The following is a 20,418-nucleotide window of genomic DNA, read 5'->3' as shown; positions in this document are numbered from 1 at the left end:
GGCATGCCCTCCCTGCCCCGGGCTTAGGTCGGTGGAACCTCGATGACGATGAACGGCCCGTGGTTGTCCGCAACCGCCGTGTACGGATGTCCCTGCGGGAGGAAATCCCGGCAGGCTACCGACAGCTCCGCCCAGACAGGCTCGACCGACTCGCCGAGGGCGGTCCGCATCGGCAGCTGATTGATCCGGGCCGCGAGGGTCCACGGATGCGGGACGTCGAATCGCGCCTCGAGCAGATCCAGTCCCTCCTGGACTGCTTTCCGAGCGGCCCTGCCGCGCCCGGACGTGAACAGGAACACCCCGAGGTTCACCAGGCAGAGGCCGATGAACGGATGCCCTTCGGGATAGCACTGCCGAAACGCCGACAGCACCGTGTCGGCCTGCCTGGCCGCCTCCGCGGACCGGTTCACCGCGTTGTGGTCGGCCGCCAGCGTCAACCTTGCCGCCCAGGTCTGCGGATGGTCGGTAGAGAGCAGGTCGACGTACTCCTCCACCACGCTCCTGGTGATGTCCAGTGCGCGCGCCGGATCACTCTTGCGCTGCAGCACCGCGAGGTTCCGACGGATGGTGAGCGCCGCCGCGACGCTCGGCGTACTCCCGATCTCCCTGGCCTTCTCCCAGGCCTTGCCGAGCCGGCTCTGCGCCTCGGGATCACCCAGTTCCCGCTGGTACGCGCCGAGACTGCCGGCTGCCCGCCAGGTGCGCGGATCCGCCCAGCCGAACTGCTCCTCACGCAGTTTCAGCACCGTGGCCTCGAGGTCCCGCGCCGTGCGCGCGTCGCCGTTGAGAAACCAGGACAGCGCGAGATCGTGCCGGGCCATCAGGGTGTCCGGGTGCTCCTCGCCGACCACCCGCAGGAAGGCCTCGTGTGCGGCGTTGTCCTCGACCAGGGCGTCCCGGAACCAGCCCTGCTCGCGCAACTCGGCGGCGTGGCCGAGCCGGGCCAACAGGACCCGCAGGTCGTCAGGACGGGCCTGCTCACGCCGTTCCCGTCGCAGGTCCCGCTCGGTCGGAGCGGTGCTACGCCCCAACTTGCGATAGAGGTCGGCGATGTGGTCGCCGAGCCGTAGCCGAAGGTCCTCGTCGCCGCGTGGCTGTTCCCACCAACGCTTCTGGGTTTCCTCGGCAAGCCGGATCATGGCCTCCCACGCCGGCCGGTCGCCGTACCGGGCGGTGTGCTGGACCTGGGCCACCACCCAGCGCCGGACCGACCGGTCGTCGGCGTTCAGCGCGCCGGACGGCTCCAGGTGCCTGCGCAGTTCGGTCAGCCGGTGCCGGTCCGTCGCGACGTGGTCCTCGGCGTCGCTCGGCGCGTACTCGGCGAGGCCCCGGAGCACGTACTCGCGGACCAGGTCCCGCTCGGCGCTTTCCATCGCGGCGCGCAGCGCGTGCGCGACCAGCCGGTGCATCCGGACCAGATCGGCGCTCCAGGAGACCTCGACCAGCCCGAACTGGGCGGCGGTCCAGAGCACCCGGTCCAGTTCGATGGAGTCGGCGGCGAGTTGGGCGCCGTCGGCGCTGGCCAGCGCGGTCAGCGAAGCCAGCATCGGCCGGGATCGCAGCAGTGCCAGGGACGCACCCTCCGGGGAGAGGAACGCGCACACCTGGGCGAGTTGCACCGGCAGTCGGCCAGCGGGGTCGGACCGCATCGCACCGACGGTCACGGTGATCGCGGCCGTGACGGGTGCCGGGCCCCCCGCGCCGGCTGTCGGTGCCAGTGCGGCCGACGCCTCGCTGATCCGCTGCCGGTACTCGGTCACCGCCCGAGCGGTGGCGGTCGACTCCAGCAGTCCGGTGGCGCTGTGCGCCCGGGCACGGTGCCGCAGCCACTTCGCGGCGAGGCGCAGCGACAGCGGAAGGTGCCCAGCCCAGTCAGCGAGCCACTCCGCGTCGTCCGGGGCGAGTCCGGCGAGGTCCCGGTTCAGCAGGGTCAGACTGTCGGCCCGGTCGAGCGGCTCCAGCACGGCCCCGTCCACCGGGTCCGGCGCGACGGAGCGGCTGGTGACCACCACCCGCCCGGAACCGCCCGTCGGGCGTAGGTCGTCGATTGCGGCGAGGTCGTCGACGTTGTCGTAGACCAGCAACCACCTGCCGGTCGGCCGGTCCGCCGTCAGCCTTTCGAGGGCGACCGACGCCGCTGGGGAGATGTCACCGGCCTGGACCCTCGGCTCGATCCTGGCGGAGAGCCGGGAGAGACTGGCCCGGACCGCGTCGGAATTGTCACCGGGGACCCACCACACCACGTCGTAGTCGTACGCGAACCGATTGACGTACTCTCGGACAAGCTCGCTCTTGCCCACGCCCGCCACCCCGACCCGCAGCAGCGGCGACGGCCCGTCGGCGGGCGTCCGCAGTTCGTCGCGGAGCGCCTCCAGGTCGGACTCCCGTCCGACGAATCCCGCATTGCGCTGAGGGAACTCGTATGTGCCGTTCGTGGGGCGGCCGGGAACCGGGATCGCGGCGGCGGTCCGGGCGGGCGGTCCCGGCGCCGGGGACAGCCCGAAGTGTGCGAGCAGCAGCCGTTCGACGGACGTCGGGTCATCGGGCGCCGGCGACATCCAGCGGGCACCGGGCGGCGGTGGGGACAGCGGATCCGGTTGGTCGCCCGGTCGGTCGACGTAGACCACGTCCGTCACCGGTTCGGCACGCCGTGCCTGTGCGGCGATCTCCCCCGGATATCCTGCCGGGGCGCCAATCATCACCAGGGCCGGGTCGGTCTCCTCCCGCCACCAGTCGCCGGTGGCGGGAAGCCTGCGCACCAGCGCACCGGCCAGGCCGAGCTGATCGGATATCCGGTCCGCCCAGGGCCGGTCAGCGACCGCGTACGCGAGGTAGACGACCTCGCGGCGAGCCGCCGGCCCGATGCCAAGTGCCCGCCGGTAGCGCGCCGGCGTCCGGGGACGTACCGCCGGCACGAGCCCGGTCGTCCGGCCGCGCACCGCAGCGGCCAGCCGGTCGTACCCCTGGTAGCGGCCGAGACCGGTCTCTGGCCCGGCTGCCGTCGGGTCGTCCGGCCCGGAGCCGGGCGGTGGGGCGAGGTAAACCACCAACCCGTCCCCGTCGACCTGGTAGCCGTCGGGGTCGACCTCCACGATGTCCACGTTGGTGGACCGGAACGCGGTGACCGTCCGCTCGATCGACGCGCGCAACTGACCGGCAGGCCGGTGGTCCGGGCCGCCTGACCGGGCGCCGACGACCACCCGGGGTGCGGGTCCGGCCTCCCGCAACAGCGACCACGTCAGGTCACCGATCTCCCGGTGTGTCCGTCCGGCGGTCGGCACGCAGAGCACCACCACATCGGCGTCCGGACCGGTGCCGCCCGGCGGTGCCGATCCGGCGGGCCGGTCCACGAGCACGACGTCGTAGTCGGTCGGCGGCAGCGCGCCGTCCACCGACGCCGTCGGGGCGGGCGTCGGAACCCCCGGGGCGATCACGTCGAGCGGGAGGTCGGTGTCGGGCAGCGCGTACCGGACGAGGTGGCTCTGCCCGGACGACCCCGTACCGCGGGCCGCGCTGGGAGGACGAGTCAGCCACTGCCGGATACGCGGGTGCACCCGCTCGGGCGGCGGCCCGACGGCGGGAAACGGGTGAAGACGCCGAACTACGAGTTGTCCGGGCGTCACCACCAGAACCCGTTCGCCGGCCAGTGCGAGCAGCACCGCGACGTTCGCGATCGCCGTGGCGTGCCCCGCGGGGTCGGCTGCACCGAGAAACGAGACGACCTGGGGCTGTGCGGCGACACCCGTCCTGAGGTTCATGGTGCCTCCTGCCGGGAATGGCGATGTTCGGTGGGCTGGGCAACAGATCGGACCCTGGCGAGTCCTAATTGATGTCCCTTTCAAACCCTGCGTACCAGTCGAGGGCCAGCGGGTCCTCGTCGGCAATCCGGCGCAATGCCACCATTAGGGCGGAGCGGGGCAACGCGGCGAGCCCGTCGAGATCTATCCCCGTCACGTCGATGAGGTCCGACTCGATCGCCGGATGGTGGATGTCGGCCTGGTCGCCGTACGCCTGCCGCGCGTCGTCACGTTCCACATCGACCCTTCCGGAGGCGGGTGCCACACACAAGTCTGCCCCGTTACGTCCGTAGACTGCCATGGTAATCACCGAGCGCCCACCGCGCCGTCGGCCGGTTATCCAGACGGCGCAAGATCGACGTTCGAGCATTGACCAAGCGGTATTTTGCCTGGCATATCGGCACCCCCGTCCACTGTCAAATATACGACCCTGGGGATCGATCGAGCTCACAGGACGGATGCCTTCCCAGTTCTGATATCAAGGTGCAGGATGGAAAGATGCACGGTCGCGTCGCGGATGGGTGCCCGGCCGACCCGTCTGCCCCATTGCCGATACGGCAGTTCATTATCAAGATCCATAGCCGCTGCAATCTCGCCTGCGACTACTGCTACGTCTACACCATGGCGGACCAGCGCTGGCGCGAGCGACCCCGGGTCATGTCCCGGCGCATCGTCGATGCGACGGCCGAACGGCTCGCCGAACACGTACGTGGGCACGCGCTGCCCGCTGTCGACATCGTCCTGCACGGCGGCGAGCCCTTGCTGGCCGGAGCGGAGACGATGACCCGATGCGTACGCGCGATCCGCGCCGCGCTCCGGGACGGCCACGCCGACGGACCGGCGTCGGTGCGCTTCTCCCTACAGACCAACGGCGTACTGCTCGACCACGGCTTCCTGGAACTCTTCCGGGACCTCGACGTGCGGGTCGGGATCAGTCTGGACGGGACCCGACAGGTGCACGACCGGCACCGGGTGGACCGGGCCGGACGGGGCAGCCACGCCCGGGTCAGCCAGGCACTGCGGCGGTTGGCCGCGCCGCGCTACCGGGACATCTACGCTGGTCTGCTCTGCACCATCGACCTCGACGGCGATCCGGTGGCGGCGTACCGGGCGCTGCTCGATTTCTCGCCGCCCGCGGTCGACTTCCTTCTCCCCGACGGCAACTGGCAGAGCCCACCGCCCGGCCGGCCAGCGGATCAGGGCGACCCCCGGTACGGTCGCTGGCTCGTCGCCGTCTTCGACCAGTGGTACGCGGCGCCCGTCCGGCAGACCCGGGTACGTCTCTTCGAGGAGATCATGGCGCTCTGGCTCGGCGGCAGGTCGCGGACCGAGGGAATCGGCGGCGGCCCGAGCCGTACGGTCGTGGTGGAGACCGACGGCAGCATCGAGGATTCAGACCGGCTGAACGCGACCTATCCGGGCGCCGCCGCGACCGGTCTGGACGTGCTGTCCTCGTCGTTCGACGCGGTACTCCGACTGCCGTCGGTCGAGCGACGCAGACACGCTGCCGGCCGGCTGCCCCGGGCCTGCCGGCCGTGTCGGCTACGGCGGATCTGCGGCGGCGGATACCACGCACACCGGTACCGGGCCGGGACCGGATTCGACAACCCGTCGGTCTACTGCGCCGACCTCTGCCTGCTGATCACGCACATCGGCCGCCGGCTCGCCCGGGATGTCGCCGCGCTCCGGAACCCGGCGGCGTTCCAGGGTCGGCCCGGTGTGCCGGGGCAGGGTGCCAACTGGGCGACGACCGGGGAATCCGTCCCGTCGGCGGCACCGGGAGCCCTCGGAGAAATTCGCCCTCCGGACACGCGGACCGCCGGGACGGCCACCCGCGCAACGGACGAGGGCCGACCCAGATGACAGCGGGTACCCAGGAGACGCAGGCGGCGCTGCCCCGGCACCGGCTTCCCGCCGGAATCCTGCGCGGACTGGCCCGGGGTGCCGGCGGTGTCGCGGCAGTGACCCGGCTGGTCGTCGCCCAACACAGCAAGAACGTACTGGCGATCCGCTGGCTCGCCGAACTGGCCGAGGATGTCGGGCACCCGCAGGCGGCACTGACCCGGGCTGCGCTCGACGCCCTCGCCCGGCTCGAAGGCAGGGCTCCCGAGGCGGTGCACCGGACACTGCGCGACCCCATGATCGGGGCATGGGCAATGCGCACCGCTCTGCGCCTGCATCGCGCACCGAGCCTGACCAGCCAGCCCGGCCACTTGGCCTCGGTCGCGGTCAGCGCCGCGGCGCGAGCCGGCGTACCGCTGTCGATCACGCTGCCCGGCCCGGTGCCGGGGCAACACGCCGTGGACCTGCCCACGCTGGGCCGGGCCCACCTGCCGCCGCCCCGCTCCGGCGAGCACCTTTCCGCCATCCAGGCTCGGGTCGAGCCCGGCGGGCGGGTGGAGTTGGCGTACGGCGCTGCCCTGCTGTCGCTGCCGACCGGGCTGGCGTCCGACACTCCGGGGTGGACCACCCTGCCGCGCTTCGAGACCGCCAGCGCCGGCCTCGCGATGCGAGTTCGGTTCGACGGCACCGCGCTGGCCTGGCCGGATGACGACCGGGCCGAGACTGACCCGCCGAGCCGGGCAGATCTGCTGCGGCTGGACGCGGCCGACCGCGCGACGCTGCACCGCTGGCACCAGCGGCTGGCCGGCGGCTGGGATCTGCTGGTGCGCCAGCACCGGCGGGTGGCGGCGGAGACGGCGGCTGCGATCACCGTGATCGCGCCGCTGCGGCCACCGGCCAGCGGCCAGTCCAGCGGGACCTTCCGGGGTGCCTTCGGCTGTTTCGCCCTGTCGCTGCCACCGGACGACGTCACCGCCGCCGTCACTCTGGCCCACGAGATACAGCATGCCAAGCTCGCCGCGCTGATGGACCTGGTCCCGCTCGTCCGGCCAGGCGAGGCACGGCTCTTCTACGCGCCGTGGCGGGACGACCCGCGACCGGTGACCGGCCTGCTGCACGGCCTGTACGCCCATCTCGGGGTCGCCGGCTTCTGGCGCCGTCATCTGCGGGCCGAACGCCCCGGACAGGGTCGAGCCTTGGCCGAGGTGGAGTACCTGCGCTGGCGGGATGCCTGTCGCCAGGTCGCCGGCGTACTCCGCAGAGAGCCAGCGTTGACGCCGACTGGCGAGTGGATCGTGGCGCAACTCGCCGACGTACTCGGCATCTGGTGTCGACAGGACGTCGTCTCCGACCAGGCCCGGCGCGCGGCGGCGGAGATCGCGACCCGGCACCGGCTGCGGTGGACCGAGCAGTACGGCGAGGGCCCGTCGCGCTGACCCGACGAACGGCCGCGCGCCGTGTGGACATTGCGCGGCGCGGCTCCGGGCCGTCGGCGGCGTACCGCCGACGGCCCGGGTCGGGCTGGGGTGCCGGGTGTCAGAAGTCGTCCGGGGTGCGGATCCGGTCCCGGATCCATACCCCCGCCTCCTTCAACCGGGCGGTGCCGCCGAACGCGCCGGCCGCGCAGGTGCCGGTGGTGAAGACCGCGCCCGAGCGGAAGTCGTCGGAGAAGTTCCAGTTCACCCAGCTGATCTTCCGGCTGGCGAAGAGGTCCAGATAGCGCTGGGCCATCACGAAGTCGTTCGGGCCGTCCCCGGAGTAGTCCTGGGTGCCGAACTCGGTGACGAAGAGCGGCAGCCGGTCCGAGGCGCTGCGGACCGTGTCGAGGTAGTAGTCGTCGTGCGAGGCGGCGTAGAAGTGGAAGACGTACATGACGTTGCCCGCGTCGACCGGGTTGGCCGCGATCACGTCCGCACCGCCGCCGCTGCCGGATGCGCCCAGCGAGGACCAGTCGGGGGTGCCGACCAGCACCACCGCGTCGGCGTCCCGGCTGCGGATCACCGGGATGACCTGGTCGGCGTAGCTCTTGATGGCGCTCCAGGCCACCCCGTTCGGCTCGTTGGCGATCTCGTAGATGACGTTGGTCTTCGCCCGGTGCCGGTCGGCGATCTCGGCGAAGAAGGTACGCGCCCGCTCCAGGTTGTGGTTCGGGTCGCCGGGGGTCAGCATGTGCCAGTCGACGATGGCGTACATGCCCCGGGCGGTGGCCAGCTCGATGTAGTTGTGCACCATGTCGGTGAACCGGCGCGGGTCGGTCTCGTACCCGTCCTCCTGGATGTACATCGAGATCCGCAGTACGTCCGCCTGCCACTCCCGGGCGAGTACGTCCAGCGAGGCCGGGGTGGCGCAGTTGGCGTACCACTGGAGACCGTGCGTGCTCATCCCGCGCAACTGGATCGCCTTGCCGGCGGCGTTGCAGAGCTGCCGGCCGCAGACCCGCAGTTGCCCGTTCGCCGCCACCGGGGTGCTGCCGCCCGGCGGGACCGTCGGCGGGACACCGGTCGGCGTCGCCGTCGGGGTCGGGGTCGGTGCGGTGCCGCCGCCGCAGGGCTGGCCGTTGAGCAGGCAGCCGTTCGGCGCTCCGGAGCCGGAGCCGATGAAGCCGAAGCTCACCGAGGCGCCCGGGGCGATCCGGCCGTTCCACGGGACGTTGCCGAAGGTGTGCCGCTGGCCGCTGCTGGCAAGCGTCGCGTTCCAGTAGGAGCCGACAGTCGTGCCGGCCGGCAGCTCGAACTGCACCTGCCAGGAGGTGATCGCGCTGCTGCCGCCGTTCGTGATGGTGTAGCGGCCCTCCCAGCCCGACCCCCAGTCGGAGACCTTGGCGAACGAGGCGGTCGGGGTCGCGGCGGCGGTCACCGCCGCCTGGGCGACCACCGTGACGGGCGCGGCGGCGACCGCCGCGACGAGCCCGGCCAGCAGCAGCGATCTGCGGGTACGCCTCACGATTCCTCCGGGCACTCGACGGCGGCGGCCCGACCGGCACCCGGCGAGCCATCAACTTCCGTCGAACTATAAGGAGGACTAACTGTCCGCCGCAACAGAACGGTGCGGTCGGCCCGGCCACCAGAACCGCTCGCCGCACAGCGTCGCGATCGCCGGGACGAGCAGGGTACGCACCAGCAGCGTGTCCAGCAGTACGCCCACCCCGACGATGATGCCGATCTCGGTGAGGGTGACCAGCGGCAGTACGCCCAGCACGCCGAAGACCGCGGCGAGCAGGATCCCGGCACTGGTGATCACGCCACCGGTGGCCGCGAGCGCGGTCAGCACTCCCCGGCGGGTGCCCTGGTCCACCGCCTCCTCCCGGGCCCGGGTGGAGAGGAAGATGTTGTAGTCGACGCCGAGGGCGACCAGGAAGAGGAAGGAGAGCAGCGGTACCCCGGTGTCCAGCGCCGCGTAGTCGAGTACGTGCACGAAGAGCAGGTTGCCGACGCCGAGCGCCGCGAAGTAGGTGGCGACCACCGTGCCGACCAGCACGAGCGGGGCGACCACGGCGCGCAGCAGGAGTACCAGGATCACCGTCACCACGCCGATGACCAGCGGCACCACCCGGCGCAGCCCGTCGATCGCCGCCGTGCGGTTGTCCAGGTTCGCGGCGACCGCCCCGCCCACCAGCGCCTCGGCGTCCGGTACGGCGTGCACCGCCGTACGCAGCGCCTCGATCGTGTCGTAGCTCGCCCGGCTGTCCGGCTCGGCTTCGAGTACGACGTCGACGGCTACCAGCCCGTCGCCCTGCTCGGCCGGACGGGCCTGGGCGACGCCCGGCGTACCGGTGACGGCGGCCAGCACCTCCGCCTGCCGGTCCGCCCGGGCGACCACGACGGTCGGGTCGGCGGCGCCGGCCGGGTAGTGCCGGCTCAGGGTTTCCAGCGCCTCGATCGACTCGGCCTGCACCCGGAACTGCTCGGTCCGGCTGAGCCCGAGCCGCGCGTCGGCGACCCCGGCCGCGAGGATGGCGAGGAAGACCAGCGAGAGCGCGGTGATGGTCCGGGGTCGGCGGGCGACCAGGGCACCGGCCCGGGCCCACACTCCCTGGTGCCGGACCGGCTCGCCCGGCCGCGGCACGAAGGGCCAGAAGAGCCCGCGACCGCAGACGACCAGGGCGGCGGGCAGCAGGACCAGCCCGAACAGGGCGGCGACGGTGATCCCGACCGCCCCGGCGACGCCGAGGCTGCGGTTGGTGGTCAGCGGGGCGGCGAGCAGGGTCAGCAGGCTCAGCGCCACGGTCATCGCGCTGGCCGCGATGGCCGGCCCGGCCGAGCGCAGGCTGCGGCGCATCGCCTCGCGCAGGTCGTCGTGCCGGCGCAGCTCCTCCCGGTAGCGGGCGATGAGCAGCAGCGCGTAGTTGGTGCCGGCGCCGAAGACGAGTACGTCGACGATGCCGATCGTGGACGGGTCCAGCCGGAGCCCGGCTTCCCGGCTGAGCAGCGCGAGCAGCGAGTTGGTGGTCAGGTCGGCCAGGCCGACGACGGCGAGCGGGACGAGCCAGAGCCACGGGCTGCGGTAGGTGACCAGCAGCAGCGCCGCCACCACCAGCACGGTGATCACCAGCAGTGTGACGTTCGCCCCGGAGAAGGAGGAGGCGATGTCGGTCCGGAACCCGGCACCGCCGGTGACCTGTGCGGTCAACCCGGCCGGCAGCCCGGCGGAGGCGATCTCGCGTACCTCGGTGACCTGGTCGACGGTCTCCTCGATCGGCCGCTCGGCCGGCATCGGGATGGGGACCAGCACCGCCCGCCCGTCCTCGGCCGGCACCTGCGGGCCGACCCGGCCACCCTCGGCGAGTGCCGCGAACCGGGCCGACTGGTCGGCGATCACCTGCCGGTCCGCCTCGGTCAGCGGGCTGCCCTTCCGGGCGTAGACGACGAGGGCGGGGTTGAGCTGCCCGCTCGGCAACCGGTCGCGCAGCGCCTCGACCCGGGCGGACTCGACGTCGGCGGGCAGCCCGCCGGCCGGGTCGTCGTCGGTGCTGGCACTGCCGCCGACCACGATCAACGCGGCAGCGGCGGCCACCACCACGGGCAGCACCAGCCAGGCACCCACCCGGCCGGTGATCGTTCTCAGGATCGCGCTGACCAACCGTCCGACACCCACGAGCCCTCCCGACCTATAGCCTCGACAGGGAAGCATCTTGGCACACAATTATCTCGGTTGCAGAGATAGTCTGCCGACGAGGCGATTGGGCCGGCGGTATAGTGTCGGCGGCCGGAGAGGGGGCAGGTGTTGGCCGAGAGCGTCTTCCAGCGGCCTGACCAGCCCCGCGCCCGGCTGATCAGCTCGATCGTGAGCCAACTGCGCCGCTACGTCTCGCACGCCCAGCACATCGGCGAATCCTTCGCCGCCCACAACGCACTGGGCCACGCCGACCTGCACGCGCTGCTGGTGGTGATGGAGGCCGAACTCGCCGGTCAGCCGGTCACCCCCGGCGACCTGCGTGCCGAACTCAACTTCTCCTCCGGCTCGGTGACCGGGGTCGTCGACCGCCTGGAAGCCGCCGGGCACGTCTACCGGGACCGCGACACCGCCGACCGCCGCAAGATCTTCCTCCGGTACGCCGAACCCGGCGCCGCCGTCGCCAGGGACTTCTTCGCCCCGCTGGCCCGGCGCACCGAGCAGGTGATGCGGAACTTCAGCGACCAGGAACTCGAACTCGTCCAGCGGTTCCTCAGCTCGATGGTGGAGACCACCCGGGAACACCGGGACGAGCTCCGGGCCGGCGCACCGACACCCCCGCGGAACCGTTCGCGACGCCCCCACCGGCCGGACCCGGCGGGCGGGCCCGGTGCGACACCGGCCGGCGTCGAGTAGCCGCCGGAGCACCCTAAGTCGCGCCGCCGGAGCACCCGAAGCCGCGCCGGGCCGCCGCAGCACCGTGCCGCGGGAGGCTCCGGTCCGGCTCGGCCGGGCCCGGCCCCGGATCGGGCGGGTCAGACCGGGACCGCGCCAGCGGGCGGTGACGAGCCCGGACCCGACGCCGAACCGGCCGGGGACACCGCCGGAGCCAGCGGCATCGGCGCCACCGTGACGTCGACCTGCGGCGGCTGGCGCAGCGAGTTGTGCACCGTACAGCGGTCGACCGCCGCCGCCAGCGGGGCGCGCAGCTCGGGCGGCACCCAGCCGGGCGGGGTGACCCGGACAGCGATCCGGCCGACCCGGGCAGGCTCACCGGCCCGCATCATCCAGTCACACTCGACCCGGAGCCCCTCGAACGGCAGGCCGTGCCGGCGCAGGAAGCGCTCGGCGTAGAAGCCGACACAACTGGCGAGGCTCGCCACGAAGAGTTCCACCGGCGTGACGCCGGCCTCGTCGCCGGTACGGTTCGGCTGGTCCACCAACAGGGTGTGGCCCCGCACGTCGACCCGGAACGCGTCGTCGGACAGATGGGTCACGGTCAGAAGCGACATCGCCAACCACCTCCACTGACCCGAAACTACGGTCCGGGGCGGGCACCGGTCAGAGGAGTCGGTCCCGAACCCGGGGCCGGTCGGCCCTACCCGCGGACGCCGAGGTTTTCCCGCCGGACCGGACCATCAGGTTATCGATGGCGGTATATTGCCTCCATGACCGCCCGGATACGCTCCGCAGTAATATTCGTACTGGTCGTGTTCACCGTGGCGATCGGTGCCGCACCGGCGCACGCGGCGTCGAGCACCGCGTCGGCCGATCCGTCGCTCTGCGACGTCACCACCACGACCAACGCCTGGGCCGGCGGCTTCACGGTGAGCGTCACCATCGAGAACACCAGCGACGTGACCATCACCTGGCGGGCGACGCTGACGCTGACGAACGGGACCCTCAGCACCGCCTGGGGTGTGACCACCAGCTACGCCAACGGCAGGCACACGATCGTGCCGGAGCGGTACGGCGAGTTCATCGCCCCCAGGCAGAGCTACCGGTGGGGTTACAACGGAACCGGGCACCCCGCCATCCCCGAGGTCGTCTGCACCCGCGCCCTCCCCTGAGGCCAGGCGCCAGGCGCCGGACGCCGGACAGGTTCGTCGACGGCAGCGTGAGCGCGTGAACCGTTTCCCCGCGGCATGCGGATAACAGATGACGGTTCCCGCTCCGCGAAAGGTCGTGCATGAACCACTCAAGACAAGCCGAGCATGCCGGCGTCGACGCGCTCACCGACGCAGCGGTCATCGAACGCTCCGTCCGGGATCCCGAGAGCTTCGCGGTGATCTTCGACCGGCACGCACCGTACGTCCACCGGTACCTGGCGAGGCGACTCGGTGCCGGGATCGCGGACGACCTGGTCGGCGAGACGTTCCTCGCGGCGTTCCGCCGACGGGAGCGGTTCGACACCGCCCACCCGGACGCCCGGCCATGGCTGTACGGGATCGCCACCAACCTCGTCGGGCAGTACCGCCGCGACGAGGAGCGCGAGTACCGGCTGCGCCAGGCGTACCGGCCGGCGCCGTCGGAGGCGTCGCACGCCGACCGGGTCAGTACGGCGGTGACCGCGCAGTCGCTACGCCACCTGTTGTTCGGTGCCCTGGCCACGCTCTCCACCGGCGACCGCGACGTGCTGCTGCTGACCGCCTGGGCGGACCTGAGCTACGAGGAGGTGGCCGCCGCGCTGGCGATCCCGGTCGGCACCGTGCGGTCCCGGCTCAACCGCGCCCGGAAGCTGCTCCGCGAGGTGCTCGGCAGCGACCCCACGAACACCATCGAGGAGACCCGCCACAATGGATGAACTGCGACTGGTCCAACAGCTGGACGCCGAGATCCCGCCGGCGTCGCCCGAACAGTTGGCGCCGGCCCGTAACCGGCTGATGGCCATGGCGACCGCCGCATCGCCGGCTCTGTCGGAACCGCCGCCCGTCCGCCGGGAGAACACGTCACCGGCCGCGTCGAGGGAATCCTCCCCCGTCACGGCGAGGAACCGGCGCTCGACCTGGCGGAACTGGCGGCTCGCGCTCGGCTCGGTGATGGCGGCAGGGGTCGCCGCGGCGGTCGCGGCGGTACTCGTGCTCGCTCCCGACCGGCTCGGCGGCGACGTGCCGGCCGCCCGGGCCGACGCCACCCAGGTGCTGCGGAACGCGGCGGCGGCGGCGCTCCGACTGCCCGACGTCGCCCCCCGGCCCGACCAGTTCATCTACCGGCGCGCCCAGGACGGCCCGGCCACCTCGGAGAGCTGGCTGTCGGTGGACGGCACCCGGGACGGCCTGTCGAGAGAGACGTCCGCCGGCAAGCGCACGGATGCAATCCTGCCGGGCTGCCGGAACGGGCGGGCCGCCGTGATGAAGGGCAACGAGGTGGTCGCCGGCCAGACGGAGAAGTGCACCCCGCAGCCCGGGTACCTTGCGGACCTGCCCACCGACGTCGCCGGGATGCGGAGCTACCTGGCCGAGCACGGCAGCGGTGAACCCGGCTCGGTGAACGCCGCCGGCAAGGACGTGCTCGATCTCGCCGACAGCTACCTGCGACCGCAGTCCCGGGCGGCGCTCTACGAGGCGGCCGCCACGGTGCCGGGCCTGCGTGCCGTCGAGGGCGTCACGGACGGCGCGGGCCGGACGGGCGTCGGGATCGCCTGGCCGTCGACCGCAGGGGCGGGCGAGATCGTCCTGGTCTTCCACCCGGAGACCTACGCCTTCCTCGGGATGTCGGAAACCTCGGCGGTGCTGGCCGTCGCCGTGGTCGACAGGGTCGGCCAGACCGGCTGACCGCCGGCCCGGCCACACCGGCTGACCACCGACCGGGCGGGCCGCCACCGCGCGGCCCGCCCGGCCCGTTGCCCGCCGGCACCGTCCTCTCCGGTCAGACCGGCTGCCTGACCCGCTGCCGCTGCGCGATGTCGTCGGTGATCGACCGCACGATGTCGGTGAGGTCGTACCGGGGCGTGTACCCGATGAGTTCCCGGGCCAGCGACAGGTCCGGCATGCGCCGGCGCATGTCCTCGAAGCCGGCCCCGTAGGCGAGGTCGTAGGGCACCAGGCTGATCTCGCTGGTCGAGCCGGTGAGTTCCTTCACCAGCTCCGCCAGCCCGCTGATGGTGATCTCCTGGCGGCCGCCGAGGTTCACCGCCCTGCCGTACGCCGCCGGGGTGTGCAGCAGCTTCACCATCGCGGGTACCACGTCCTGCACCGCACCGAAACAGCGGCGCTGCGTGCCGTCGCCGTACACCGTGATCGGCTCGTCGGCGAGCGCCTGCGCGACGAACCGGGGCAGCACCATGCCGTACCGGCCGGTCTGTCGGGGGCCGACGACGTTGAACAGCCGGTAGGTCACGCACGGGGTGCCGGTCTCGGCCGCCCGGGTGTGCGCCACCAGCTCGTCGAGGCCCTTGGCCGCCGCGTACGACCAGCGGCTGAGCAGCGGCGAGCCGAGGATCCGGTCCGAGTCCTCGGTGAGCCCGTCGGCGTCGTTCTTGCCGTACACCTCACTTGTCGAGGCGACGCTGAACGGCACCCCGTGCGCCACCGCCGCCTCGACGACGTTCTCGGTGCCGTGCAGGTTGACCCGCAGCGAGTGCAGCGGGCTGTCGATGATGGTCTGTACGCCGACGGCGGCGGCGAGGTGGAAGACCGCGTCCTTGCCCCGGACACACTCGCCCACCACGGCCGGGTCGAGGATCGACCCCTGCACGAGGCGTACCGCCCCGGCCTCCACCAGGCCGGCGATGTTCGCCGCCGAACCGGTGGAGAGGTCGTCGAGCACGGTGACCTCGTGGCCCTGGCCGATCAGGAATTCACATAGGTGGGAGCCGATGAACCCGGCGCCCCCGGTGACGAGAGTTTTCATGGGTTCCTTTCGACGGTGCGGGAAGGACGGCGTGCCGGTCCGGCAGGCCGTCAGGCCAGGTTGCGCATGATGTGGTAGCCCTCGGCCAGCGCTACGCCGGCCTGCATGCCGCGCAGTACGGCGAGGCTGCGCAGCGTCTGCTCCGAGCGGGTGTGCGGGTGTTCGTGGATCTGGGTGGCGTACAGCCGCAGCGCCTCCAGCTTGCTCTCCAGGTTCTCCTCGGCGAGCTCGACCAGCAGGTTGGGCATCGGAGCCGGATCGTACCGCCACTGGTCCGCCGCCTCCTCGTAGCCGAGGACCAGCGCGGGGTGGTGCCGGACCCGGCCGTTGGACGGCCGCATCGCCGTGTGCGCGGCCTCCGCCACGGCCTGGTGGTCCTGGTTGTAACTGGTCCGGTGCGGTGCGATCACCACCGTCGGGCGCAGCTCGGCGATGGAGAGCGGGCTCCGCTGCTCGATCATGTTCGCGAGTTCGACCCGCGGGATCCGGTCGAGCCGCAGGTGGTATTCGTCGCCCGGGAAGGCGATGTGCCAGTCGTCCCACTTCTGGTGGTCCGCGACCCGCTCGATCTCGACGTTGCGTTGCTCCGGCGTGGTGCTCACCGACGAGGACCGGTCGGTGGTGTGCCCGACGGTGAGGAACTGGACGAAGACCTCGGCGCCGGCGATCTTCGCCTTGTGGATCAGTCCACCACAGCCGAGGATCTCGTCGTCGGGATGTGGCGCGAGGACCAGGATGCGCTGCTGTGACCAGGTGACCGTCATCGTCTCGCTCGTCTTTCGTGAGTGGTGTGCAGGGAAGTTCCGTGAGTGGTGTGCAGGGAAGGTTGCGGGGACCAGCTGTCCGCCGCGGGTACGGCGTCGACGGCTCAGAGCCGCTCGACGTTCTGGTGCCGTGCCATCAGCCCCCGGGTGTCCAGCACCAGCCGGGCCCGCTGCGCGATGGCCTTGAGGTCGAACGCCGAGTGCGCCTGGAGCAGCACCACGGCGTCGCAGTCGCCGACCGCGTGCAGCGGAGCCTCGACCGCGGGAACAGGCACCCCGTCGACGGCCCAGCTGCGCACGTAGGGGTCCGCGAAGCACAGCTCGGCACCGAGTTTGCGCAGCTCGCGGGCGAGCGGCAGGGCCGGGGTCTCCCGGTCGTCGGCGATGTCCGACTTGTAGGTCACCCCGAGCAGCATCACCCGGGCGCCGTTCACCGACTTCCGCTCCCGGTTGAGGGCCCGTTGCAGGCGGCTGACGACGTACTTCGGCATCCGCCCGTTGATCTCCTGCGCGGTCTCGGCCAGCCGGAAGGCGTAGCCCAGCTTGCGGACCGTGTGCGACAGGTAGGAGGGGTCGACCGGGATGCAGTGCCCGCCCACGCCCGGCCCGGGGAGGAACTTGTGGAAGCCGAACGGCTTGGTGGCAGCGGCCTCGATGGTCTCCCACAGGTCGATGCCCAGCTCGTCGCAGAAGATGGCCATCTCGTTGACCAGTGCGATGTTCACGTTGCGGTAGGTGTTCTCCAGCAGCTTCGCCATCTCGGCCTCGCGCAGCCCGGAGGTGAGCACCACCTTGGAGACGATCTTCCCGTAGAGGGCTGCGGCCCGGTCCCGGCAGCTCTCGGTGAGCCCGCCGACGATCTTCGGGGTGTTCCGCAGTCCGAACTCGTCGTTGCCCGGGTCGATGCGCTCGGGCGAGTACACCAGGCTGAAGTCGCGTCCCGCGACGAGGCCCGACTCCTCCAGGATCGGCCGGACGACCTCCTCGGTGGTCCCCGGGTACGTCGTCGACTCCAGCGCGACCAGGGTGCCCGGCATCAGATAGCTGGCCACCATGCGGGCCGCGCTGCGCACCGCCGACAGGTCCGGAGCGTGGTCGTCGTTGAGCGGCGTCGGCACGCAGATGACGATCGCCGCGCTCCGGGCGAGCAGTGACGGATCCGTCGTCGCCGTGAAGCCGGCGGCGAGCATCTCGCCGAGGTCGTCCTTGGAAATGTCGTCGATGTACGACCGTCCGCTGTTCAACAACTCGACCCGGGCGGCGTCGGTATCGATCCCGACAATCCGCAGTCCGGCACCGACCGCCTCCCGCAACAGCGGCATGCCGACGTATCCGAGCCCGACGACCGCCAGGTCGTACGTCACCCGGAAGCTTTCCTCCGTCGATTCGGTCAATACGGAAGCAGGTGAGTAGGCCTCCCCGACCGACCGATGCGTGCCCACACCGTTCAATACCATGGAAATAGTGGACTCTTGTCCCATGACCGCCCCATCTCGACCAGACTTTGTTTCCCGTCCGGCGGCCCGCGTACCCGCGACCCGGCCGTGCGCCGGCGGCGCCCGAGATCCTGGCGCACGTACCGGACCTGCCTCGACAGCAGCCCACGGCCAGGCGCCGACCTCCCTTGCGTGGCCTGCCGGGGGCTCGGCACCCCTGGCGGGCCGTCGAACCATGTCTCATCCGTCCACTTCATCTATCGTCGCTACTCGATAAGTCGACGATTCGGAGAGCGCTAATCCGAATCGGCTCTCCAGGCGGACGCAATGCGATCCCGACCCTTCCGCGATATCGTTTTATTCGTAGCAAGAACGTACTCCGGCGGCGGTACCTGTTCCGATGATCCGGCTACTCAAGAGGCTTCGGAGAGCTGCTCATTGGACTCGTGACCCACTACTGTCACCCGGCCCTCGGGACGGACATACGCCAGCGGTCGCCGAGTCGGTCGGCGAACCGCCGGGATGCGGGCCGCCGGGATGCGGGCCGCCGGGATGCGGGCCGCCGGGATGCGGGCCGCCGGGCATGCCGAACCCCCCGGCGCCGTTGCCGGGGGGTTCGGTCGGGGGTGACCGGCGGCGGAGCTGGTGGGCGGCCAGGAGTCGGACCAGCCGCGCACCATCGGCGCCGCGATCGTTCAGTGGGTCAACTTCCGACCCCGGATGACGTCGTTGAAGACGAAGAAGTTGATGGTCGGCACGATCTCCAGCAGCCGGGTGATCGGCGTGTCGTACTTCTGGGCCATGTACTTGTAGTTGGCGATGGCGTCGCCGTGCAGCTCGTCCCAGTCCCGCGGGTGCGGCCAGTGCAGGGCCATCGCGTCCCGGTTGAGGAACATCCGGGCCCCGTCGCGGTGCAGCCGGTAGCCGAGGTCGACATCCTCGCCGCCCCAGTTCCGGAACGCGTCGTCGAAGCCGCCGACCCGGCGGAGCTGGTCGGTGCGTACCGAGGCGTTGAAGGTCCAGTACATCAGCCAGGGTGCCGGCGCCGTGGCGAAGTCGTCGCCCTCGCGCTCGAAGAAGTCCTCCCGGATGTCGCGGTACAGCCCCTTCTTCCGCCACAGCTCGATCGTCCCGTCCACGTCGGCCAGGTCGGCCTCGGAGATGACCCCCTCGGCGGTCTCGTTGTTCAGCGTGTAGCCGAAGACGTACCCGCAGACGGCGGCCGGTCCCTCGACCGCCTCGTGGCTGGCGAGGTGGGCCCGGAGGCAGCCGGAGTGCGCCATCACCCCGGCGTCCATGAAGACGGTGATGTCGGACTTGACGTTGCCGATCCCGAGGTTGCGCGCCCCGGCGGCCCGGTAGCCCTCGTCCTCCTGGAAGAAGTAGCGAACGTTCATCAGGTCCATGTACTTCTTGACCACGTCCGAGGTGTCGTCGGACGATCCGTCGTCGGCCACCAGAACCTCGAAGTCATCGTGATTCAGGTCCTGGCGGACGAGGGACTCAAGCGTGAGCCGCAGAATGTCCGACCGGTTGTAGGTCGGGATCACGACGGAGCACTTCATGGCTTCTCCTTCTCTTGACGATCGATTCGTGGCAGATCAACAACGTGAAGGCCGCCGCCGTCAGCAGTCCGCCGACCAACGGGATGACCCGGACCCCGGTCGCCGCCAGCAGGCCCGCCCCGACGAACGAGCCGGACGCGAGGCCGAGGTTGAACGCGACGCTGAGACTCGCCGAGGCGATGTCGGTGGTCGAGGGAGCCACCTGCATGATGCGGTGCTGGATGCCGGCCATCACCGAGCTGAACGACATCCCCGCCACGGCCAGCAGCGGAATCGTCAACAGCTTGCTGGTGCCCAGCGCGTACAGGCCGATCATCGCGGCGCTGATCAACCCGAGCAGTCCCAGCACCACACCGAGGGGATACCGGTCCAGCACCCGGCCGACCGCCCAGGTGCCGGCGACCCCGAAGGAGCCCTGGACGAAGAGCAACGCCCCGAGCGACGCCGCGGCGAACCCGCTCACGTCGAGCAGGAAGACCGTCATGTAGGTGAAGGCCCCCATGGCGCCGGTGACCGCGAGCACGGTGGCGACGAGCAGCACCACGAAGCGTTGCCGGTCCGGCAGCGCCCCGACGTCGCCCGAATCCTCCTGCGGCCTGGTGTTCGGCAGCAGCACGGCCACTGCGACGCAGGTGACGAGGCTGAGTACCGCCATCGCGACGAAGGCGGACCGCCACCCGGCCAGCCCACCCACCCAGGTGCCGAGCGGTACGCCGAGGACCGGGCCGAGGGCGTTGCCGATGGACAGTCGCGCCACGATGCGGCCCCGGATGTTCGCCGGGAACATCGAGATCGCCACCGGGAACACCACCGACCAGAAGACGCCGTTGGTGGCCGCCGAGATCAGCCGGGCGGCGAGCAGCATCTCGTAGGAGGTCGACAACGCCGACACCACCGTCGCCGCGGTGAACACGCCGAGGGCACCGGCCAGCAGCGGGCGCCGGGGCACCCGCCGGGTGATCCGGGTCAGCGGGACCGCGACGATCATGACCACCAGGGCGTACCCGGTCACCAGCAGGCCCGTTTCGGACCGGGACCGGTCGAGGTCCGGCGCGATCAGGGTGAGCAGCCCGATGGGGAGCACTTCGGTGGTGACGTAACAAAAGGTGGCGACGGACAACGCGGCGAGGGCATAGACCGCCCGTCGTTGCTCCCTCATGAGCTACCTCCTCCAGTCCTGGACAATGTGTAGCAACCGACCGTCACCCAGTCGGTAGCGAATCGATACTCGACCATCTCGACGGCGCTACTCAATCGCTGCGCGCGTCAG

General features: G+C 71.3%; 16 protein-coding genes. 6 read left to right on the top strand and 10 right to left on the bottom strand.

All coding sequences use genetic code 11. The features are described from left to right. Positions 1-23: 23 nt before the first annotated feature. Together fxsT and O7626_RS04280 are read right to left on the bottom strand one after the other, a co-directional pair. A complete protein-coding gene (gene fxsT / locus O7626_RS04285; protein ID WP_278059452.1) occupies positions 24-3,758 on the bottom strand; it encodes an FxSxx-COOH system tetratricopeptide repeat protein in 3,735 nt (1,244 codons plus the stop codon). 64 nt (positions 3,759-3,822) lie between these two features. After that, entirely contained in the window at positions 3,823-4,035 is a 213-nt protein-coding gene (locus tag O7626_RS04280; protein ID WP_278059450.1) for a hypothetical protein, read from the bottom strand. A 308-nt stretch (positions 4,036-4,343) separates the two neighbouring features. Here O7626_RS04280 and O7626_RS04275 point away from each other — a divergent pair, with 308 nt between their 5' ends. Beyond that, on the top strand, positions 4,344-5,660 hold the full coding sequence (locus O7626_RS04275; RefSeq protein ID WP_278059449.1) for an FxsB family cyclophane-forming radical SAM/SPASM peptide maturase: 1,317 nt from the start codon (positions 4,344-4,346) through the stop codon (positions 5,658-5,660). Further along, positions 5,657-7,075, top strand: coding sequence for an HEXXH motif domain-containing protein (locus O7626_RS04270; RefSeq protein ID WP_278059447.1), 1,419 nt, complete (start codon positions 5,657-5,659; stop codon positions 7,073-7,075). Before O7626_RS04275 ends, O7626_RS04270 begins: the two co-directional genes overlap by 4 nt. Before the next feature lie 100 nt (positions 7,076-7,175). On the opposite strand, the gene O7626_RS04265 is transcribed toward O7626_RS04270, so the two are convergent. Continuing rightward, positions 7,176-8,561, bottom strand: coding sequence for a cellulase family glycosylhydrolase (locus O7626_RS04265; RefSeq protein WP_278066052.1), 1,386 nt, complete (start codon positions 8,559-8,561; stop codon positions 7,176-7,178). Positions 8,562-8,660: 99 nt separating this feature from the next. Beyond that, a complete protein-coding gene (locus tag O7626_RS04260) occupies positions 8,661-10,733 on the bottom strand; it encodes an MMPL family transporter (RefSeq protein ID WP_278059445.1) in 2,073 nt (690 codons plus the stop codon). 126 nt (positions 10,734-10,859) lie between these two features. On the opposite strand from O7626_RS04260, the gene O7626_RS04255 reads away from it, so the two are divergent. Beyond that, a complete protein-coding gene (locus tag O7626_RS04255) occupies positions 10,860-11,447 on the top strand; it encodes a MarR family transcriptional regulator (RefSeq protein WP_278059443.1) in 588 nt (195 codons plus the stop codon). Between the two features lie 119 nt (positions 11,448-11,566). On the opposite strand, the gene O7626_RS04250 is transcribed toward O7626_RS04255, so the two are convergent. After that, positions 11,567-12,043 (bottom strand): OsmC family protein, encoded by a 477-nt coding sequence (locus O7626_RS04250; RefSeq protein WP_278059441.1) that lies wholly within the window; start codon positions 12,041-12,043, stop codon positions 11,567-11,569. A gap of 156 nt (positions 12,044-12,199) precedes the next feature. Between O7626_RS04250 and O7626_RS04245 the strand changes: the two genes are divergently transcribed. From O7626_RS04245 to O7626_RS04235, 3 genes are all read left to right on the top strand, one after another. Next, positions 12,200-12,601 (top strand): cellulose binding domain-containing protein, encoded by a 402-nt coding sequence (locus tag O7626_RS04245; protein ID WP_278059440.1) that lies wholly within the window; start codon positions 12,200-12,202, stop codon positions 12,599-12,601. Between the two features lie 119 nt (positions 12,602-12,720). Further along, on the top strand, positions 12,721-13,335 hold the full coding sequence (locus O7626_RS04240) for an RNA polymerase sigma factor (protein ID WP_278059438.1): 615 nt from the start codon (positions 12,721-12,723) through the stop codon (positions 13,333-13,335). Continuing rightward, the gene (locus O7626_RS04235; protein ID WP_278059436.1) at positions 13,328-14,305 is read left to right on the top strand and encodes a CU044_5270 family protein; all 978 of its coding nucleotides are present in this window, start codon (positions 13,328-13,330) and stop codon (positions 14,303-14,305) included. Before O7626_RS04240 ends, O7626_RS04235 begins: the two co-directional genes overlap by 8 nt. A 94-nt stretch (positions 14,306-14,399) precedes the next feature. On the opposite strand, the gene O7626_RS04230 is transcribed toward O7626_RS04235, so the two are convergent. From O7626_RS04230 to O7626_RS04210, 5 genes are all read right to left on the bottom strand, one after another. Continuing rightward, on the bottom strand, positions 14,400-15,383 hold the full coding sequence (locus tag O7626_RS04230) for an NAD-dependent epimerase/dehydratase family protein (RefSeq protein ID WP_278059434.1): 984 nt from the start codon (positions 15,381-15,383) through the stop codon (positions 14,400-14,402). Positions 15,384-15,433: 50 nt separating this feature from the next. After that, positions 15,434-16,147, bottom strand: coding sequence for a PIG-L deacetylase family protein (locus tag O7626_RS04225; RefSeq protein WP_278059432.1), 714 nt, complete (start codon positions 16,145-16,147; stop codon positions 15,434-15,436). Between the two features lie 104 nt (positions 16,148-16,251). Continuing rightward, positions 16,252-17,541 (bottom strand): nucleotide sugar dehydrogenase, encoded by a 1,290-nt coding sequence (locus tag O7626_RS04220; RefSeq protein WP_278059430.1) that lies wholly within the window; start codon positions 17,539-17,541, stop codon positions 16,252-16,254. 737 nt (positions 17,542-18,278) lie between these two features. Next, on the bottom strand, positions 18,279-19,148 hold the full coding sequence (locus tag O7626_RS04215) for a glycosyltransferase (protein ID WP_278059428.1): 870 nt from the start codon (positions 19,146-19,148) through the stop codon (positions 18,279-18,281). After that, the gene (locus tag O7626_RS04210; protein ID WP_278059426.1) at positions 19,087-20,307 is read right to left on the bottom strand and encodes an MFS transporter; all 1,221 of its coding nucleotides are present in this window, start codon (positions 20,305-20,307) and stop codon (positions 19,087-19,089) included. Before O7626_RS04210 ends, O7626_RS04215 begins: the two co-directional genes overlap by 62 nt. Positions 20,308-20,418: the final 111 nt, after the last annotated feature.

The organism is Micromonospora sp. WMMD1102 (assembly GCF_029626265.1).
GTDB lineage: Bacteria > Actinomycetota > Actinomycetes > Mycobacteriales > Micromonosporaceae > Plantactinospora.
The sequence above is the reverse complement of the archived record's forward strand: the minus strand, read 5'-3'. Positions and strand labels throughout refer to the sequence as shown.

Excerpts from the sequence above, each read along its gene's own strand:
- fxsT (WP_278059452.1), bottom strand. The coding sequence starts at position 3,758 with ATGAACCTCAGGACGGGTGTCGCCGCACAGCCCCAGGTCGTCTCGTTT.
- O7626_RS04270 (WP_278059447.1), top strand. The coding sequence starts at position 5,657 with ATGACAGCGGGTACCCAGGAGACGCAGGCGGCGCTGCCCCGGCACCGG.
- O7626_RS04250 (WP_278059441.1), bottom strand. The coding sequence starts at position 12,043 with ATGTCGCTTCTGACCGTGACCCATCTGTCCGACGACGCGTTCCGGGTC.
- O7626_RS04245 (WP_278059440.1), top strand. The coding sequence starts at position 12,200 with ATGACCGCCCGGATACGCTCCGCAGTAATATTCGTACTGGTCGTGTTC.
- O7626_RS04240 (WP_278059438.1), top strand. The coding sequence starts at position 12,721 with ATGAACCACTCAAGACAAGCCGAGCATGCCGGCGTCGACGCGCTCACC.
- O7626_RS04235 (WP_278059436.1), top strand. The coding sequence starts at position 13,328 with ATGGATGAACTGCGACTGGTCCAACAGCTGGACGCCGAGATCCCGCCG.
- O7626_RS04230 (WP_278059434.1), bottom strand. The coding sequence starts at position 15,383 with ATGAAAACTCTCGTCACCGGGGGCGCCGGGTTCATCGGCTCCCACCTA.
- O7626_RS04225 (WP_278059432.1), bottom strand. The coding sequence starts at position 16,147 with ATGACGGTCACCTGGTCACAGCAGCGCATCCTGGTCCTCGCGCCACAT.
- O7626_RS04215 (WP_278059428.1), bottom strand. The coding sequence starts at position 19,148 with ATGAAGTGCTCCGTCGTGATCCCGACCTACAACCGGTCGGACATTCTG.
- O7626_RS04210 (WP_278059426.1), bottom strand. The coding sequence starts at position 20,307 with ATGAGGGAGCAACGACGGGCGGTCTATGCCCTCGCCGCGTTGTCCGTC.